The following is a 13634-nucleotide window of genomic DNA, read 5'->3' on the forward strand; positions in this document are numbered from 1 at the left end:
GGGTCGGCCTCAGCTCCGGCGCAGCAACCGCCCGATCAGACGCGGCGCAGCAGCCGCCGTTGATCAGATGCGGCGCAGCAGCGCCAGGAACATCGCGTCCGTGCCGTGCACGTGCGGCCACAGCTGCACCGTGGAGGCCCGGTCCTGACCCTCGGCCGGGGCGAGGTCCGGGGCCGTGAGCCCCGGGTCCTTCTCCCCGTCCAGGGCGTGCGGCAGGGCCGCGTCGCGGGTGATCGCCGCGGTGTCCAGCAGCTGCACCTGCCCGGTCTCCAGCAGGTCCGCCAGCACGTTCTGCGTCTCCGCGGCGTGCGGGGAGCAGGTCACGTAGGCGATGACCCCGCCGGGGCGGGTCACCTCGATCGCGGCCCGGCCCAGCTGGGTCTGCAGCTCCAGCAGCTCGGCCACGTCCGCGGGCTGCTTGCGCCAGCGCGCCTCGGGACGACGACGCAGCGCCCCCAAGCCGGTGCACGGGGCGTCCACGAGCACGCGGTCGAAGATCTCCCCGGACTCCCCGAAGGCCTCCACGGCCAGGGAGGTCTGCTCCGGCAGCTGCTCGGCATCGGCCAGGGTCTCCCGGATCCGCCGCCCGTCCCCGGTCAGCACCGCATACCGGGCGGGGTCCAGGGGCCGCAGGGAGGTGCGCACCAGCTCGGCCCGGTGCGGGGCCGACTCGTTGGCCACCAGCTCCGCGCCGCGCTGCTGGGCCAGGGCCCCCAGCAGCGCGGCCTTCCCGCCGGGACCGGCGCACAGGTCCAGCCAGCGCCCGTCCTCCCCCTCCAGGGGTGCGGCGGCCAGGGCGCGGGCCACCAGCTGGGAGCCGACGTCCTGGGCGCGCACAGTCCCCTCCCGCACGGTCTCCAGGCGGCCGATGTCCCCGTGCCGGTAGGTCGCGGCCCCCGGCACCAGGGTGCTCGCCTCGGCGCCGCTGCGCTCGGCCTCCTCCAGGGACCCCAGCCCGGGCAGGGCCACCAGGTGCACCACGGGGGCCGCGTTGTCCGCGGCCAGCAGCTGCTCGATCTCGGTGGGCACCCGGCCGTGGGCGGCCAGGGCCTGGCGCAGGGCCCGCACGATCCACACCGGGTGGGACCGCTCCAGGGCCAGCCGGCGGGTCTCATCCGTGAGATCCGCGGTCAGCTCGGTGAGCCACTGCTCCCGGGTCCTCTCGCTGACCCGGCGCAGCGCGGCGTTGACCATCCCGGCCGGGCCCGCCCCGACGACGGCGCGGGTCAGACCCACGGTCTCGTTGATCGCGGCGTGGGCGGCGGTGCGCATGCCCAGCAGCTGGTGGGCGCCCAGGCGCAGCACGGTCAGCACCTTCGCGTCCAGGCGCGCCAGGGGCCGGTCCACGCACCGGGAGAGGATCGCATCGTAGAGCCCCTGCTCGCGCAGGGTGCCGTAGGTCAGCTCCGTGGCCCAGGCGGCGTCGCGCTGATCCAAGCGGTGGCGCCGGATGGCCCGGGGCAGCACGAGGTTGGCGTAGGCGTCCTCGGTCTGCACGGCCTGCAGGGTCTCGAAGGCGACCAGGCGCGCCGGGTCCCCGGTGCGACGCCGCTGGCTGGGGGCGGTGCGGGAGAAGTCCCGCTGCGGGCCTGCCCCGCGGTGGCGCTGGCGCCCCTTGGCGTTGCGCCGCTCCCCCGGGCGGGCCTGCCCACCGCGTCCGGGCCCGGAGCCCGCGTTCCCGCCGCGTCCGCGGCCCTGCTGTGCACTCATGCGAACTCCACGCTCCCCTCATCCAGCCGTGCGGATCCGCGCGCCCAGTCGGGCGCGGCCATCATCTTCCTGCCCGCGGGCTGGATCCTGCCCAGCCGCAGATCCCCGTCCCCGGCGCTGACCAGCACGTCCCGGCCCTCCAGGCGCACGGTGCCGGGGCGGTGCCCCGACGAGGCGCCGACAGGCACGAGTCCCGCGACCTTGACCCGCTGTCCCTCCAGCGTGGTCCACGCCCCGGGCTCCGGGGTGGTGCCGCGCACCAGGGCGGCCACCTGCTCGGCCGGGGCCTGCCAGTCGATGCGGGCCTGCTCGGCGGTGAGCTTGGCCGCGGTGATGGGCTCCCCCTCCTGCGGGGTGAGGCGGTCGGTGCCCTCGGCGATCTCCCCGAGGGTGCGCGCCAGCAGCGGCCCGCCCGCCGCGGAGAGCCGCTCGAGCATGGTCCCGGCGTCGTCCTCCGGGCCCACCGGCTCGGTGAGGCGGTGGTAGACGGGACCGGTGTCCAGGCCCCGCTCGATCCGGAAGGTGCAGGCGGTCAGCTCCCGCTCCCCGGCCATCAGGGCCCGCTGCACCGGGGCGGCCCCGCGCCAGCGCGGCAGGTCCGAGTAGTGCAGGTTGATCCACCCCTTCGGCACGGCCTCCAGGGCGCGCTCAGGCAGGATCGCCCCGTAGGCGACCACGGCCGCGGCCTCGGGGGCCAGGGCGGTCACCGCGGCGTGCGCGGCGTCGTCGTAGCGGTTGGCCCGGATCACCGGCAGGCCCAGCTCCTCGGCGCGGGCGGCCACCGGGGATGGGGTGAGCACGCGCTTGCGCCCCACCGGGGCATCCTCCCGGGTGAGCACCCCCACGACCTCGATCCGCCCGGTGGCATCGGCCAGCAGGGCCTCCAGGGGGGCGACGGCAGTGGCCGGGGTTCCGGCGTAGAGCACGCGCATCAGCGGCCACCCCCGAAGGAGGCGCCGGGTGCGACGGAGGCCCCGGCCCCGAAGGCGGAGGAGACCCGGCCGGAGCGCTGGCCGGTGACCGCCTGGGAGCGGTTCCCGAAGTCCCGGTCCCGCAGCTGGCGCATGATCCGGCGGCGGTCCTCCCCTCGCACCCGATCCACGTACAGGGTGCCGTCCAGGTGGTCGGTCTCGTGCTGCAGGCACCGGGCCAGCAGTCCCTCCCCGGCCACGTCCACGGGTCGCCCGTGCACGTCGGTGCCGGTGACCCGCGCCCAGCGGGCCCGCGGGGTCTCGGCGGACAGCCCCGGCACGGACAGGCAGCCCTCCCCGCCCTCCTGGGGGTCCTCGGAGACCTCCAGGACGGGGTTCAGCACGTGTCCGACGGGCCCGTCGACACCTTCCAGGCCCCAGACGAACAGGCGCAGCTCCACGCCGACCTGCGGGGCGGCCAGGCCGACCCCTCCGACGTCGAACATGGTCTCGAGCATGTCCTCGATGAGCTTGGCCAGCTCGGCGTCGGGGGTCCCGACGGGGCGGCAGGCGGTGCGCAGCACGGGATCTCCGATGGTGCGCACGGGGAGGATGGTCATGAGGCCCTCCTGGTGGTCGTGGGATCGGCGGTCTCGGGTGACGGCGTCGCGGCGGGCTCCCGGCGCGGCGGGGGCACGACGGCCATCAGCGGCGGCAGGGCGGCCTCGCGGGTCAGTTGGGCGAGCTCGTGGTGGTGCTGCCACACGCGGCACAGCGCGCAGAAGGAGCGCCAGTGGTGGCGCAGCAGCTCCGGGTTGGCCTGCTGGGCCCGGACCTCGGTCTCCCCCAGGGCCACCCCCAGCAGCACCGGCGCGTCGCCGTAGGCCCACGGCTCCCAGGTGCCGGCGGCGGGATCCACCAGGGACTCCTCGGCCTTGACCCCGGCCACCAGCTGCATGATGACCTTCTCGTCCAGGGGCTTGACGCGGCCCTTGCGGTCGGTGCCCTTGGTCTTGTAATCGATGATGCACACCCGCCCGCCGATCCGGGCGACCAGATCCAGGGTCCCGGCGTAGCCGACGGTCCGGTTCCACACGGTGATCTCCGGGGCCAGCGGCTCCGGGCGGTAGGCCTCCCACCATTCGTCGAAGCGATCAGCCCAGGCGGTCTCCTGATGCAGCATCAGCGCCTCCCGGGCGCCGTCGACATCATGCTCCCGGCCCATGGCCCGCAGGGCGACGGCCTCGCAGTAGGCGTGCACGCGATCCCCGCGGGCGGCGGCCTGGTCCCGGTAGCGCTCGGCGGCCAGGGCGGCGTCGCGGATGACGGCGTGGCGCAGCCCCGCCGAGCGCCCGGCGCGCAGTGCCCGGTCATCCTCCAGCACGGCCTTGGCCGCCATGTACCCGTGCCAGCCGCCCAGGTCCGTGGCCTGCTGGCCGATGACCGTGGTGATCGAGGGGACCTCGGGCTCGCCGCCGTCCGCGCGGGCGTACATGCGACCGTGCTCGGTCTGCGTGGCGAGCCGGGGCTGGGTCATGGAAGGGGTGCTCCTGGGCAGGGGACGGAAGGGTCGCCGCCGGATGGCGCGGCACGCACCGGGCGCGACGCCGGGCAGCGTGAACGGAAAAGGCCCCCGCCGGAATCGGTTCCGGCGGGGGCCTTCGCGGCTCCGGCGGGGAGCCTGTTCGTGCGCGATGCTGGGTTCGAACCAGCGACCTCTTCGGTGTGAACGAAGCGCGCTACCACTGCGCCAATCGCGCTCGGCACTCCCAGAACTATACACACCGGGTCGAGGGCCCGCAAATCCGGAGATCCCCTTCTTCACGTGGCGTATCCCACAGTGAGGCGTCGGCGGTCAGAGCCCCTGACCGCGGCCCGTCGAGGCGGCGCGATCCGCGGAATTCCGGGGCGGACGCGAGGTTCGACCGGCGCCGGGGCCTCGATTTTGCATCTCCGCGCCGGGTGTGTAGAGTATTCACCTGTCAGCGCGACGGACTCCCCCGGAGGACGGCGAGCCGCACGAATGTGAGCGGCAGGCAGACATGCGGTTGTAGCTCAGTTGGTAGAGCACCACCTTGCCAAGGTGGATGTCGCGAGTTCAAGTCTCGTCAACCGCTCGGATACCGCTCCGCTTCGCGTGGAGCACGGACCCCTAAGTCCCCGACCGGACGATGGTGAGGTGGTCGAGTGGTTAGGCAGCGGCCTGCAAAGCCGTGTACGCGGGTTCGAATCCCGTCCTCACCTCGCAGATCATGACGCTGTTCATGCTTCTCGCGCGATTGGCGCAGCGGTAGCGCGCTTCCCTGACACGGAAGAGGTCACTGGTTCGATCCCAGTATCGCGCACGTTTCAAGGAGAAAGCCCCGGATCCCCTCCAGGATCCGGGGCTTTCTCCGTCTCCGCGCCCGCTGGCCTCCCCCGGCGCACTCCTCGCGTGGCCACCCCTCACGAGTTGCCCGTGCTGCTCCGGCGTCCGCCTCAGATCAGGCCCGCCACGCCCCGGACCACGGCCAGCACGGCACCGGCCCCGGCCAGCAGCAGGGACAGCGTGCGCGCCGCCGACGCCGCGATGACCCTGCCCAGCCGGGCGCCCAGCGGCAGCCCGACCAGGACGGCCGCGGCGATCCCGAGGAACAGCCACGCGGAGGGCAGATGCGCCGGGTGGGCCGCCCCGAGGAGCAGCTTCGCCCCCACGGAAGTCACGGCCAGGCTCATGAACAGCGGCTGCGTGGTCGCGGCGTAGGCCCGCTGATCCCAGCCGGTGATCCGCGCGAACAGCACGACGGCGGGGGCCGCCACCCCGGCGGTGACGTTGAGCAGCCCCGCCGCGATTCCAGCGGCGACCCCCGCCCCGGGGCCGCGCCTCCTGCGCGGGGCCGCCGAGGTGAGGATCACCGCCATCGCCAGCAGCACGACCCCGCCGACCACCACCTGGAGCACGGCGGCCGGCAGGGCTCGGACCAGCAGCGCCCCGGGCACCGTGCCCACCAGGGACCACGCAAACAGGCGGGCCCAGGTGGCCCAGTCCGCCTCCCGGCGCATCGCCACGGTCAGCATCGTCGCGGAGACGAAGGTGGTCATGTTCGTCAGCAGCACCCCGTCCGCCCCGCCCAGCAGCAGCGCGAACACGGGGCGACCAGCAGGCCCACCCCGGTGCCGCAGATGCGCTGCAGCACGGTGCCCACCAGCACGGCGGGCAGCACCAGCCAGGCCACGGATCCGACCCGAGCCGCTCAAGCGGTCCCGGGGGTGCCGCCCTCGCGGGCCAGCGCCGTGAGGCGGGAGACCGCCCGGTAGTACTTCTTCTGGTAGCCCCCGGCCATCATCTCCTCGGTGAAGACCCGGTCGAAGGGCACCCCGGAGGAGACGATCGGCAGGTCCTTGTCGTAGAGGCGATCGGCCAGGACCACGAAGCGCAGGGCCACCGCCTGGGCCGTGATGGTCTGCACCCCGCGCCAGGCGATCCCATCCAGCCCGTCGATCATCTGCCGGTAGCGGCTGGGATGGACCTGGGACAGGTGCTCGATCAGGGCGGAGAAGTCGTCCACGGCCACCGTCTGCTCCGGCTCGAAGGCCGCGGCGACGGCGTCGTCGAACCCGGCTGCCTCCACCGGCTGGGGCGCTTCGGGCAGGCCGCGGTGCCGGTAGTCCTCGCCGTCGATGCGGATGACCTCGAACTGGTCCGCCAGCACCTGGATCTCCCGCTGGAAGTCCGCGGCGGCGAAGCGGCCCTCCCCGAGGGATCCGGGCAGGGTGTTGGAGGTCGCGGCCAGCTTCACCCCGGCGTCGGACAGCTCCCGCATCAGCCGGGACATCAGGACGGTGTCCCCGGGGTCGTCCAGCTCGAACTCGTCGATGCACACCAGGGTGTAGCCGCTGAGCGCCTCGACGGTCTTGCGGAAGGTCAGGGCCCCCACCAGGTTGGTGTACTCCACGAAGGTGCCGAAGGCCGCGGGCCCCGGCACGGCGTGGAACAGGGAGGCCAGCAGGTGGGTCTTGCCGACGCCGAAGCCGCCGTCCAGGTAGATCCCGGCCTTGCCGGCCGCACCCTTGCCGCCGCGCCTGAACAGCTTCCCGAACAGCCCCCCGCCCCCACCGCCGCCGCGGCCGACGCCGCGGCCGACGCCGCGGGCGACGCCGCGGGCGAAGTCGCGCAGGGCCTGGACCGCGGCGGCCTGCGAGGGCTGGTCGGGGTCCGGGATGTAGGTGTCGAAGGAGACCTCGCCGAAGCGCTCGGAGGGCCGGAAGCCCTCCAGAAGCTGCTCGGCGGAGACGCGGGGGCGGCGGTCGGTCAGGTGGACGGTCTCAGGCACCGGACTCCTCGGGGGACGGGGGATGGCTGCGGATAGGGGCGGGCGCGCCGCGGGTGTGCGGATCGCCACGCCGAGTCTATCCCCTGCCCGTGCCTACAGTGGTGCCGACGGCGTCCGGACCGGACCCGTTCCCGCGGGATCGGTCCGGGCCCGGCACTGCGCATCCAGAGCATCGTCCCCGATTCCGGGAGAAAGGCAGCGGTTCCCATGGCCAAGAAGAAGCAACAGCACGGGGCGACGGCGGCGGTGCGCGCCCTGACCGAGGCGGGGGTGGCGTTCACCGAGCTGCCCTACGAGCACGAGGAGGGCGCGGGCTTCGGCGCGGAGGCCGCGGCCAAGCTGGGCCGGGACCCGGGCCAGGTGTACAAGACCCTGATGATCACCCACGACGGCCAGTTCGCCCTCGGGGTGGTGCCCGTGGCGGGGAAGCTGGACATGAAGGCGGCCGCAGCGGCGATGGGCTGGAAGTCCGCGAGCATGGCGGATCCGGCGGTGGCGCAGAAGCGCAGCGGATACGTGGTCGGCGGGATCTCGCCGCTGGGCCAGAAGACCCCGGTCACGGTGCTGCTGGACTCAGGGGCCCAGGCCTTCGAGACCGTGCTGGTCTCCGGGGGCAAGCGCGGCTTCGACGTTGAGCTGGCCCCGGCGGACCTGCTGGCGGTCACCGGCGGGCGCTACGCGCCCATCGCCCAGGGCTGAGCCGCGCCCCTCACCCCAGCTGGGCCGGCAGCCACTCCAGGACGGCGGCCTCCCAGCGGGCCGGGTCCACGTTCCACTCCTTGGTGTGCCGGGCCTTCTGGAACGGCACGAGCGTGACCCGCGGGCTGCGCTCGGCCAGCTCCATCGACGCCGAAGCCGGCACATACTCGTCGTCCACGGAGTGCAGGATCAGCGTCGGCACGCGCAGCTCGGCGCTGCGGGTGATCCAGTCCAGATCCGTCAGCCGGATGGGGTGGTCCAGCCCCGTCATGAGGGTGGCCCGCTGGGCGCTGAGCAGATCGGCCACCAGCTGGCCCAGGCGCAGGGGCAGGCGGTACTGCCGGGTGTGGAAGCGGATCAGCTCGAACCAGTCCACCACCGGCCCGTCCAGGACCAGCGCCCGGATCCGCTCGGCGTCCGGGGACTTGTCCGCGGTCTGCAGCGCGATCGCCCCGCCCATGGACCAGCCGAACAGCACGAGGTCCCGGGCCCCGTGGACCAGGGCGTATTCGACGGCCACCTGCACGTCCTGCCACTCCGTGAAGCCCAGGCCGTAGCGGCCGTCGGCGGAGGCCGGGGCGTCGGAGTCGTTGCGGTAGGTCACGTGCAGGCTGGTCAGGCCCAGCCGCTGGGTGGTGGCCAGAGCACGCAGGGTCTCCTGACGGCTGGCCCCGCGCCCGTGCACCATGATCGCCCAGGTCTGCCCGGAGGAGCCGGCGGGGGCGGGGACCAGCCAGGCCGGGGCCTCCCCGACCGGCAGGTCCAGGGTCACCTCCTCGAACGGGTACCCGGCGTCGGCCGGATCCCGCCAGATGGCCCCGGACCAGCGGACCTTCTTCGCCGCCCCGAGATCCCCCGACTCCACGTGCTCCACGGCCCGCACCACCGTGCCCAGCTTGGGCGAGTAGGAGAGGATCTCCCCGAGACGGGCCTGCGAACGCCCGCCGTCGAAGGAGATCTGGTACCGCCCGGGGACCAGGGTCTCCGCGTTCGCCGGCAGCGTGACGCTGGTGGGTGTTCTGCCCTCCTCCGGGTCGGGGGTGTCGAAGCCGACGCCGAGGATCGGCAGCACCTCGCTGCTGGTCGGAGTCGGCGGGGTCACGGCCATGCGGGCGTAGTAGCCGGCGATGCCGGCCGCGGCGGTGGCGCCGAGACCCGTCAGGGCGCCCCCGGCGATCAGGCCGGTGCGCAGGCCGGCCCGCCAGGACCGGGAGCCCAGGGCTCGGCGCAGGCCGGTGTGCGGGGTCGACGCGGTGCTCGTCATGGCTCTCCTCTCCCGCCCGCCGGGGACGCGGGCGCGGACTCCCCCATCATCGCCGATCCCGCGGGCAGATCGGTAGGCTGTGCCCATGAGCACAGTACTGGTGGTGACCGAGAAGACCCTCGGCGAGCAGGAGATCGAGAACATCCGCATCGCGGGCGGCGCGGCGGCCGACCCGCGCGGGGACGCGGATCCGGGACGCCCCGCCCCGACGGTGCGCCTGCTGGTCCCGGCCCAGCTGCGCCAGCCGCAGTGGATGGAATTCCTGGACCGTCTCACGCTGTTGCAGTTCAGTGAGGCCGCGGACGTGTTCTCCTCCTCGGAGAAGGGCCCGCAGACCCTGGAGGCCGAGGCCCAGGAGATCCTGGATACCTCCCTCGAGGTGCTGCGCGGCGCGGGACTGACCGCCTCGGGACGCACCAGCACGGGCGACCCGGTGGAGGCCATGGCCGAGGAGATCCGGGATGGCGCCACCCAGGCGCTGATCATCACGGATCCGCACCCGGTGCAGGACACGTTCAACATCGGCTGGTCCAACACCGCGGAGAAGACCCTGGGGGTGCCCGTGCTGCACCTGTACTGGGGCACAGGACATGTGGATGACTGAGCAGCAGAACCAGCAGAACAGCCCCTTCGACCGTCGGGCCCCCGGGCCGCTGGGTGATCCCGGGCGGCGCACGGAGGCGGACTGGCGGGAGATCCTCTCCCCCGAGGAGTACGCTGTGCTGCGCGAGGCCGGCACCGAACGTCCCTTCACGGGCCGCTACTGGGACGAGTTCTCGCCCGGAACCTATTCGTGCCGGGCCTGCGGGGCGCAGCTGTTCTCCGCCCAGACCAAGTTCGACGCCCGCTGCGGCTGGCCCTCCTTCTTCGCGCCCCTGGCCGAGGACCGGGTCCGCTACATCCGGGACTCCTCCCTGGGGATGGAGCGGATCGAGGTGCGCTGCGCGGCCTGCGATTCTCACCTGGGTCACGTCTTCGAGGGCGAGGGTCTGGGCACGCCGACGGATCTGCGCTACTGCATGAACTCGGTGAGCCTGGACTTCACCCCGGAGCAGGCCTGATCCCCACGCGCTGGCGCGCGGGGGCACCTACACTGGGATGGTCATGAGCGAAGCCACCGCCTCCGTCCCCTCCGCCTCCTCCCCCGCGACCCCCGATCCCGGGCAGCTGGGTCTGGATCCCACCCTGAGCATCCCGGAGGTGGTTCCCCTCGACAGCCCGCACGACGGGGTGCCGCGGGTCATCGACACCCCCGAGGGGCTGGCCCGCGCCGCCCGGATGCTGACGGAGGCCACCGGTCCGGTGGCCATCGACACGGAGCGGGCTTCCGGCATCCGCTACGGTCAGCGCCCCTTCCTCGTCCAGCTCAAGCGCGGGGACTCCCCCATCCTGCTCGTGGATCCGGAGGCCTTCCCGGATCTCCTCCCGCTGCAGGAGGCCCTGCGCGGGGTCGAGTGGATCATCCACGCCGCGACCCAGGATCTGCCGAGTCTGCGCCAGGTCGGGATGGCCCCGGATGCGCTGTTCGACACGGAGCTGGCCGGGCGCCTGCTCGGTTACGCGCATGTGGGGCTGGGGGCGATGACGGAGGATCTGCTGGGCTACCACCTGGCCAAGGAGCACTCGGCCGCGGATTGGTCCACCCGCCCCCTGCCGGAGTCCTGGCTGGTCTACGCCGCCCTGGATGTGGAGCTGCTGGCGGATCTGCGCGAGGCCGTCATCGCGCAGCTTGATACCCAGGGCAAGCTGGAGTGGGCCCGCCAGGAGTTCGCCCACGAGATCGAGCAGGCCGCCCACCCGGCCCCGGCGAAGGATCCGTGGCGCCGGACCAAGGGGCTGCGTCAGCTGCGCACCCGCCGTCAGCTCACCGCCCTGCGCAACCTGTGGACGGAGCGGGAGAAGCTGGCCGAGGCCAAGGACATCGCCCCCAAGCGCCTGATGAAGGATTCGGTGCTGATCGCGGGGGCCAAGGCCATGCCACGCTCGGTGCCCGCGCTGGTGCAGATCCCCGGCTTCCACACCAAGCTGATCAAGCGCGAAGCCGTGCGCTGGGTGAGCGCGATCCGGGAGGCCGCCCAGGATCCGGACCCGGTGCCGATGACGGTGCCCTCGGACACCCCGCCGCCGATCAAGGCCTGGGAGCCCAAGCGGCCCCGCTCCCTCGCCCTGCTCACCGCCTCCCGTGCCCGCCTGGCGGAGCTGGCCGAGCAGACCGGCACCCCGGTGGAGAACCTGCTGACCCCGGATCACCTGCGGCGGCTGTGCTGGGACCACGCCCAGGAGGATCCCGGCCAGCTGGGGGCGCAGCTCGAGCAGCTGGGGGCCCGGCCGTGGCAGATCCAGCTGTGCGCGGCGCCGCTGGCCGAGGTCTGGGCGGACACCCCGGCCTAAGGCGGATCGGCCTCCGCGGGGCCCATCCGCGGCGTCATGCGATACCGCCCGTGCCGATTACCTCGTGACGCGTCTTACAGCTAGGCTGGTGGGGAATCCGACACAACGAGAGGATGCCCCGTGTCCACCACCCCCACCACGGACCACACCCCCCTGACCGAGCACTGCGGCGACGAGGTCGTCACCCAGGTGCGCCGGGAGATCCTGGATCTGCCCGGAACGGACGGCAAGGTCGCCGTCCTGACCCTGCACAACGACGCCGACAAGCGCCCGGAGACCCTCGGGCCGCGATCCATCGACGCCCTGCTGGAGGCGGTCAGCGAGGTCCGGGAGCTGGCCGAGGAGGGCCGGGTGCAGGCCGTCATGATCGAGGGCACCGCCCCGACCTTCGCCGCCGGTGTGGACCTGTCCCTGGTGCGCGATCTGCGCGGAACCGACGCACCCCTGGAGATGATCGGGTCCATGGGCCACGAGTTCGTCGAGGCGATCCGCGAGCTGCCCGTGCCGACCCTCGCCCGGGTCACCGGCACCGCCCTGGGCGGCGGCCTGGAGCTGGCCCTGGCCGCGGACTACCGGATCGGGCATCCCGGAACCCGCAACATCGGCCTGCCCGAGATCCGCCTGGGCCTGTTCCCCGGCTGGGCCGGGATCTTCGATCTGCCCCGCCTGATCGGCCCGGAGCAGGCGGTGACCGTGATCTTCGAGAACCCGCTGAACAGCAACCGCACCCTGACATCGGAGCAGGCCCGCGAGGCCGGGATCCTCGACGCCCTGACCGAGGCCGGCGCCGACGACGATGCCGCCCGCCCCGAGGCCCTGGCCTGGTTCGGCGAGGTGGTGACCGGGCGCACCGAGGTGCACCGCCCGGAGGCCGTCGATCCCGACGCCGCCCTGTTCGCCGCGGACACCGGCGCGCAGGATGACCCCGCGCTGCGCGAACGCTGGGAGCAGGCCGTGACCCGGGCCCGCCAGGTGGTGGCCCGCAAGACCGCCGGCGCCTCGGATGCGGCGAACACCGCCCTGGAGCTGTTCGCGGCCGGGCCCCAGCAGACCCGCGCGGACTCCCGGGCCGCGCAGATCGAGGCGATGGGCGAGCTGGTGGCCGGGGATCAGCTGCCCTCGGCCCTGTACGCGATGCTGGATCTGGTCACCCACCGGGCCAAGCACCCCTCGATGGTGCCCCCGAGCACCGAGCCGCGGCGGATCGGCCGGGTCGGCGTCGTCGGCGCGGGGCTGATGGCCTCGCAGCTGGCCCTGCTGTTCCTGACCCGCCTGCAGGTTCCGGTGATGATCTCCGATGTGGAGCGCTCCCGGGTGGATCACGGCCTGGAGACCATCCGCGGGGAGCTGGACAAGCTCGTGGCCAAGGGCCGGCTCAGCGAGGAGCAGGCCGGGCAGCTGGGCGAGCTGGTCTCCGGCACGGTGGACACGTCCGATTACGCCGACTGCGACCTGGTGATTGAGGCCGTGTTCGAGGAGACCTCCGTGAAGAAGGAGGTCTTCGCGAACCTGGAGCGCAGCGTGGGCGAGGACTGCATCCTGGCCACCAACACCTCCTCCCTGCTGGTCTCGGAGATGGTCGAGGACCTGGCGCACCCGGAGCGGGTCATCGGCTTCCACTTCTTCAACCCGGTGGCCGTGATGCCGCTGGTGGAGATCGTGCGCACCGAGCACACCGACGATCAGGCCGTGGCCACCGCCTTCGACCTGGCCCAGCGCCTGGGCAAGGTGGCCGTGGGCGCCCGGGACTCCTCCGGGTTCATCGTCAACCGCATCCTGGGCGTGGTGCTCTCCGAGGTGGGCCGGGACCTGGACGAAGGCGCCCCGGCGCAGCGGATCTCCGAGGCCCTGCGGTCCCTGGGCCTGCCCATGGACGCCTTCACCCTGATCGACCTGGTCGGCCTGCCCATCGGGGTGCACCTGCTGGAGTCCCTGCGCACCTACCAGGGTGAGCGCTTCCACGTCTCGGGCAACTTCCGCCGGCTCGCCGAGGCGAAGATCCGGCCCATCGCGGACCGCTCCGGCGGGCTGACCCCGCAGGCCCAGGAGCTGATCGAGGCCGAGGGCGAGGGGAAGGACGCTGAGACGATCCGCACGGACGCCGAAGAAGCCCTGGCCCGGGAGATCACTCGTATGCTGGAGGAAGGCGTGGTCCCGGATCGGGCGGACATCGACCTGGCCATGATCCTCGGCGCCAACTGGCCCTTCTTCAACGGCGGCATCACCCGCTACCTGGACCGGGTGGGCGCCTTCGACCGGATCTGAGGCACCGGCTCCCGCGAGGATTCCGCACGGGGCCTTCCGCACCGTCCCCGGGGCGCCGCGCCGCACACACAGCGACCGCGA

13 protein-coding genes and 4 tRNA genes are annotated in these 13634 nt (G+C 73.3%); 8 read left to right on the forward strand and 9 right to left on the reverse strand.

The features are described 5' to 3' along the window. Positions 1 to 63 precede the first annotated feature (63 nt). The 5 genes from KKR01S_RS05175 to KKR01S_RS05195 all read right to left on the reverse strand — a co-directional run bounded on the left by KKR01S_RS05175 (position 64) and on the right by KKR01S_RS05195 (position 4381). The gene (locus KKR01S_RS05175) at positions 64 to 1710 is read right to left on the reverse strand and encodes an RsmB/NOP family class I SAM-dependent RNA methyltransferase (RefSeq protein WP_058730311.1); all 1647 of its coding nucleotides are present in this window, start codon (positions 1708 to 1710) and stop codon (positions 64 to 66) included. After that, positions 1707 to 2642: a methionyl-tRNA formyltransferase gene (fmt, locus tag KKR01S_RS05180; RefSeq protein WP_061225466.1), complete on the reverse strand. Its 936-nt coding sequence runs from the start codon at positions 2640 to 2642 to the stop codon at positions 1707 to 1709. The genes KKR01S_RS05175 and fmt overlap by 4 nt, the downstream gene beginning before the upstream one ends. Next, positions 2642 to 3241 (reverse strand): peptide deformylase, encoded by a 600-nt coding sequence (gene def, locus KKR01S_RS05185; protein ID WP_061225467.1) that lies wholly within the window; start codon positions 3239 to 3241, stop codon positions 2642 to 2644. The genes fmt and def overlap by 1 nt, the downstream gene beginning before the upstream one ends. Next, complete coding sequence (locus tag KKR01S_RS05190; protein WP_061225468.1) at positions 3238 to 4158, reverse strand: PD-(D/E)XK nuclease family protein; 921 nt, start codon at positions 4156 to 4158, stop codon at positions 3238 to 3240. Before KKR01S_RS05190 ends, def begins: the two co-directional genes overlap by 4 nt. Before the next feature lie 151 nt (positions 4159 to 4309). Beyond that, positions 4310 to 4381, reverse strand: a tRNA-Val gene (locus tag KKR01S_RS05195). Positions 4382 to 4665: 284 nt separating this feature from the next. Between KKR01S_RS05195 and KKR01S_RS05200 the strand changes: the two genes are divergently transcribed. The 3 genes from KKR01S_RS05200 to KKR01S_RS05210 all read left to right on the forward strand — a co-directional run bounded on the left by KKR01S_RS05200 (position 4666) and on the right by KKR01S_RS05210 (position 4966). Further along, a tRNA-Gly gene (locus KKR01S_RS05200) sits at positions 4666 to 4738 on the forward strand. Positions 4739 to 4794: 56 nt separating this feature from the next. Further along, a tRNA-Cys gene (locus KKR01S_RS05205) sits at positions 4795 to 4865 on the forward strand. A gap of 29 nt (positions 4866 to 4894) precedes the next feature. After that, positions 4895 to 4966, forward strand: a tRNA-Val gene (locus KKR01S_RS05210). 133 nt (positions 4967 to 5099) lie between these two features. Here KKR01S_RS05210 and KKR01S_RS05215 read toward each other — a convergent pair. From KKR01S_RS05215 to zapE, 3 genes are read right to left on the reverse strand one after another with little or no spacing between them, the layout of a single operon-like run. Beyond that, the gene (locus tag KKR01S_RS05215; protein ID WP_061225469.1) at positions 5100 to 5750 is read right to left on the reverse strand and encodes a TSUP family transporter; all 651 of its coding nucleotides are present in this window, start codon (positions 5748 to 5750) and stop codon (positions 5100 to 5102) included. Then, positions 5708 to 5836 carry a hypothetical protein gene (locus KKR01S_RS11475; RefSeq protein ID WP_280513755.1) on the reverse strand — a complete coding sequence of 43 codons (129 nt, stop codon included), beginning with the start codon at positions 5834 to 5836 and terminating at the stop codon, positions 5708 to 5710. Before KKR01S_RS11475 ends, KKR01S_RS05215 begins: the two co-directional genes overlap by 43 nt. A gap of 18 nt (positions 5837 to 5854) precedes the next feature. After that, on the reverse strand, positions 5855 to 6934 hold the full coding sequence (gene zapE, locus KKR01S_RS05220) for a cell division protein ZapE (protein WP_061225470.1): 1080 nt from the start codon (positions 6932 to 6934) through the stop codon (positions 5855 to 5857). Positions 6935 to 7141: 207 nt separating this feature from the next. Here zapE and ybaK point away from each other — a divergent pair, with 207 nt between their 5' ends. Then, on the forward strand, positions 7142 to 7633 hold the full coding sequence (gene ybaK, locus KKR01S_RS05225; RefSeq protein WP_058731812.1) for a Cys-tRNA(Pro) deacylase: 492 nt from the start codon (positions 7142 to 7144) through the stop codon (positions 7631 to 7633). A gap of 10 nt (positions 7634 to 7643) precedes the next feature. Here ybaK and KKR01S_RS05230 read toward each other — a convergent pair whose 3' ends face one another. Next, a complete protein-coding gene (locus tag KKR01S_RS05230) occupies positions 7644 to 8897 on the reverse strand; it encodes an alpha/beta hydrolase family protein (RefSeq protein WP_061225471.1) in 1254 nt (417 codons plus the stop codon). A gap of 85 nt (positions 8898 to 8982) precedes the next feature. Here KKR01S_RS05230 and KKR01S_RS05235 point away from each other — a divergent pair, with 85 nt between their 5' ends. The 4 genes from KKR01S_RS05235 (at position 8983) to KKR01S_RS05250 (ending at position 13553) form a co-directional block, all read left to right on the forward strand. Then, complete coding sequence (locus KKR01S_RS05235) at positions 8983 to 9501, forward strand: hypothetical protein (RefSeq protein ID WP_100514587.1); 519 nt, start codon at positions 8983 to 8985, stop codon at positions 9499 to 9501. Beyond that, entirely contained in the window at positions 9494 to 9958 is a 465-nt protein-coding gene (gene msrB, locus KKR01S_RS05240; RefSeq protein WP_081101580.1) for a peptide-methionine (R)-S-oxide reductase MsrB, read from the forward strand. The genes KKR01S_RS05235 and msrB overlap by 8 nt, the downstream gene beginning before the upstream one ends. 43 nt (positions 9959 to 10001) lie before the next feature. After that, entirely contained in the window at positions 10002 to 11288 is a 1287-nt protein-coding gene (locus tag KKR01S_RS05245) for a ribonuclease D (RefSeq protein ID WP_099049727.1), read from the forward strand. A 120-nt stretch (positions 11289 to 11408) separates the two neighbouring features. Further along, positions 11409 to 13553: a 3-hydroxyacyl-CoA dehydrogenase NAD-binding domain-containing protein gene (locus tag KKR01S_RS05250; RefSeq protein ID WP_058731815.1), complete on the forward strand. Its 2145-nt coding sequence runs from the start codon at positions 11409 to 11411 to the stop codon at positions 13551 to 13553. Positions 13554 to 13634: the final 81 nt, after the last annotated feature.

Source organism: Rothia kristinae NBRC 15354 (assembly GCF_001570865.1).
In the GTDB taxonomy this organism is placed as follows: Bacteria; Actinomycetota; Actinomycetes; order Actinomycetales; family Micrococcaceae; genus Rothia; species Rothia kristinae.

Bases quoted from the DNA above. Each gene is read 5' to 3' on its own strand.
- KKR01S_RS05175 (WP_058730311.1), bottom strand. From the start codon at position 1,710: ATGAGTGCACAGCAGGGCCGCGGACGCGGCGGGAACGCGGGCTCCGGG.
- fmt (WP_061225466.1), bottom strand. From the start codon at position 2,642: ATGCGCGTGCTCTACGCCGGAACCCCGGCCACTGCCGTCGCCCCCCTG.
- def (WP_061225467.1), bottom strand. From the start codon at position 3,241: ATGACCATCCTCCCCGTGCGCACCATCGGAGATCCCGTGCTGCGCACC.
- KKR01S_RS05190 (WP_061225468.1), bottom strand. From the start codon at position 4,158: ATGACCCAGCCCCGGCTCGCCACGCAGACCGAGCACGGTCGCATGTAC.
- ybaK (WP_058731812.1), top strand. From the start codon at position 7,142: ATGGCCAAGAAGAAGCAACAGCACGGGGCGACGGCGGCGGTGCGCGCC.
- KKR01S_RS05230 (WP_061225471.1), bottom strand. From the start codon at position 8,897: ATGACGAGCACCGCGTCGACCCCGCACACCGGCCTGCGCCGAGCCCTG.
- KKR01S_RS05235 (WP_100514587.1), top strand. From the start codon at position 8,983: ATGAGCACAGTACTGGTGGTGACCGAGAAGACCCTCGGCGAGCAGGAG.
- msrB (WP_081101580.1), top strand. From the start codon at position 9,494: ATGACTGAGCAGCAGAACCAGCAGAACAGCCCCTTCGACCGTCGGGCC.
- KKR01S_RS05245 (WP_099049727.1), top strand. From the start codon at position 10,002: ATGAGCGAAGCCACCGCCTCCGTCCCCTCCGCCTCCTCCCCCGCGACC.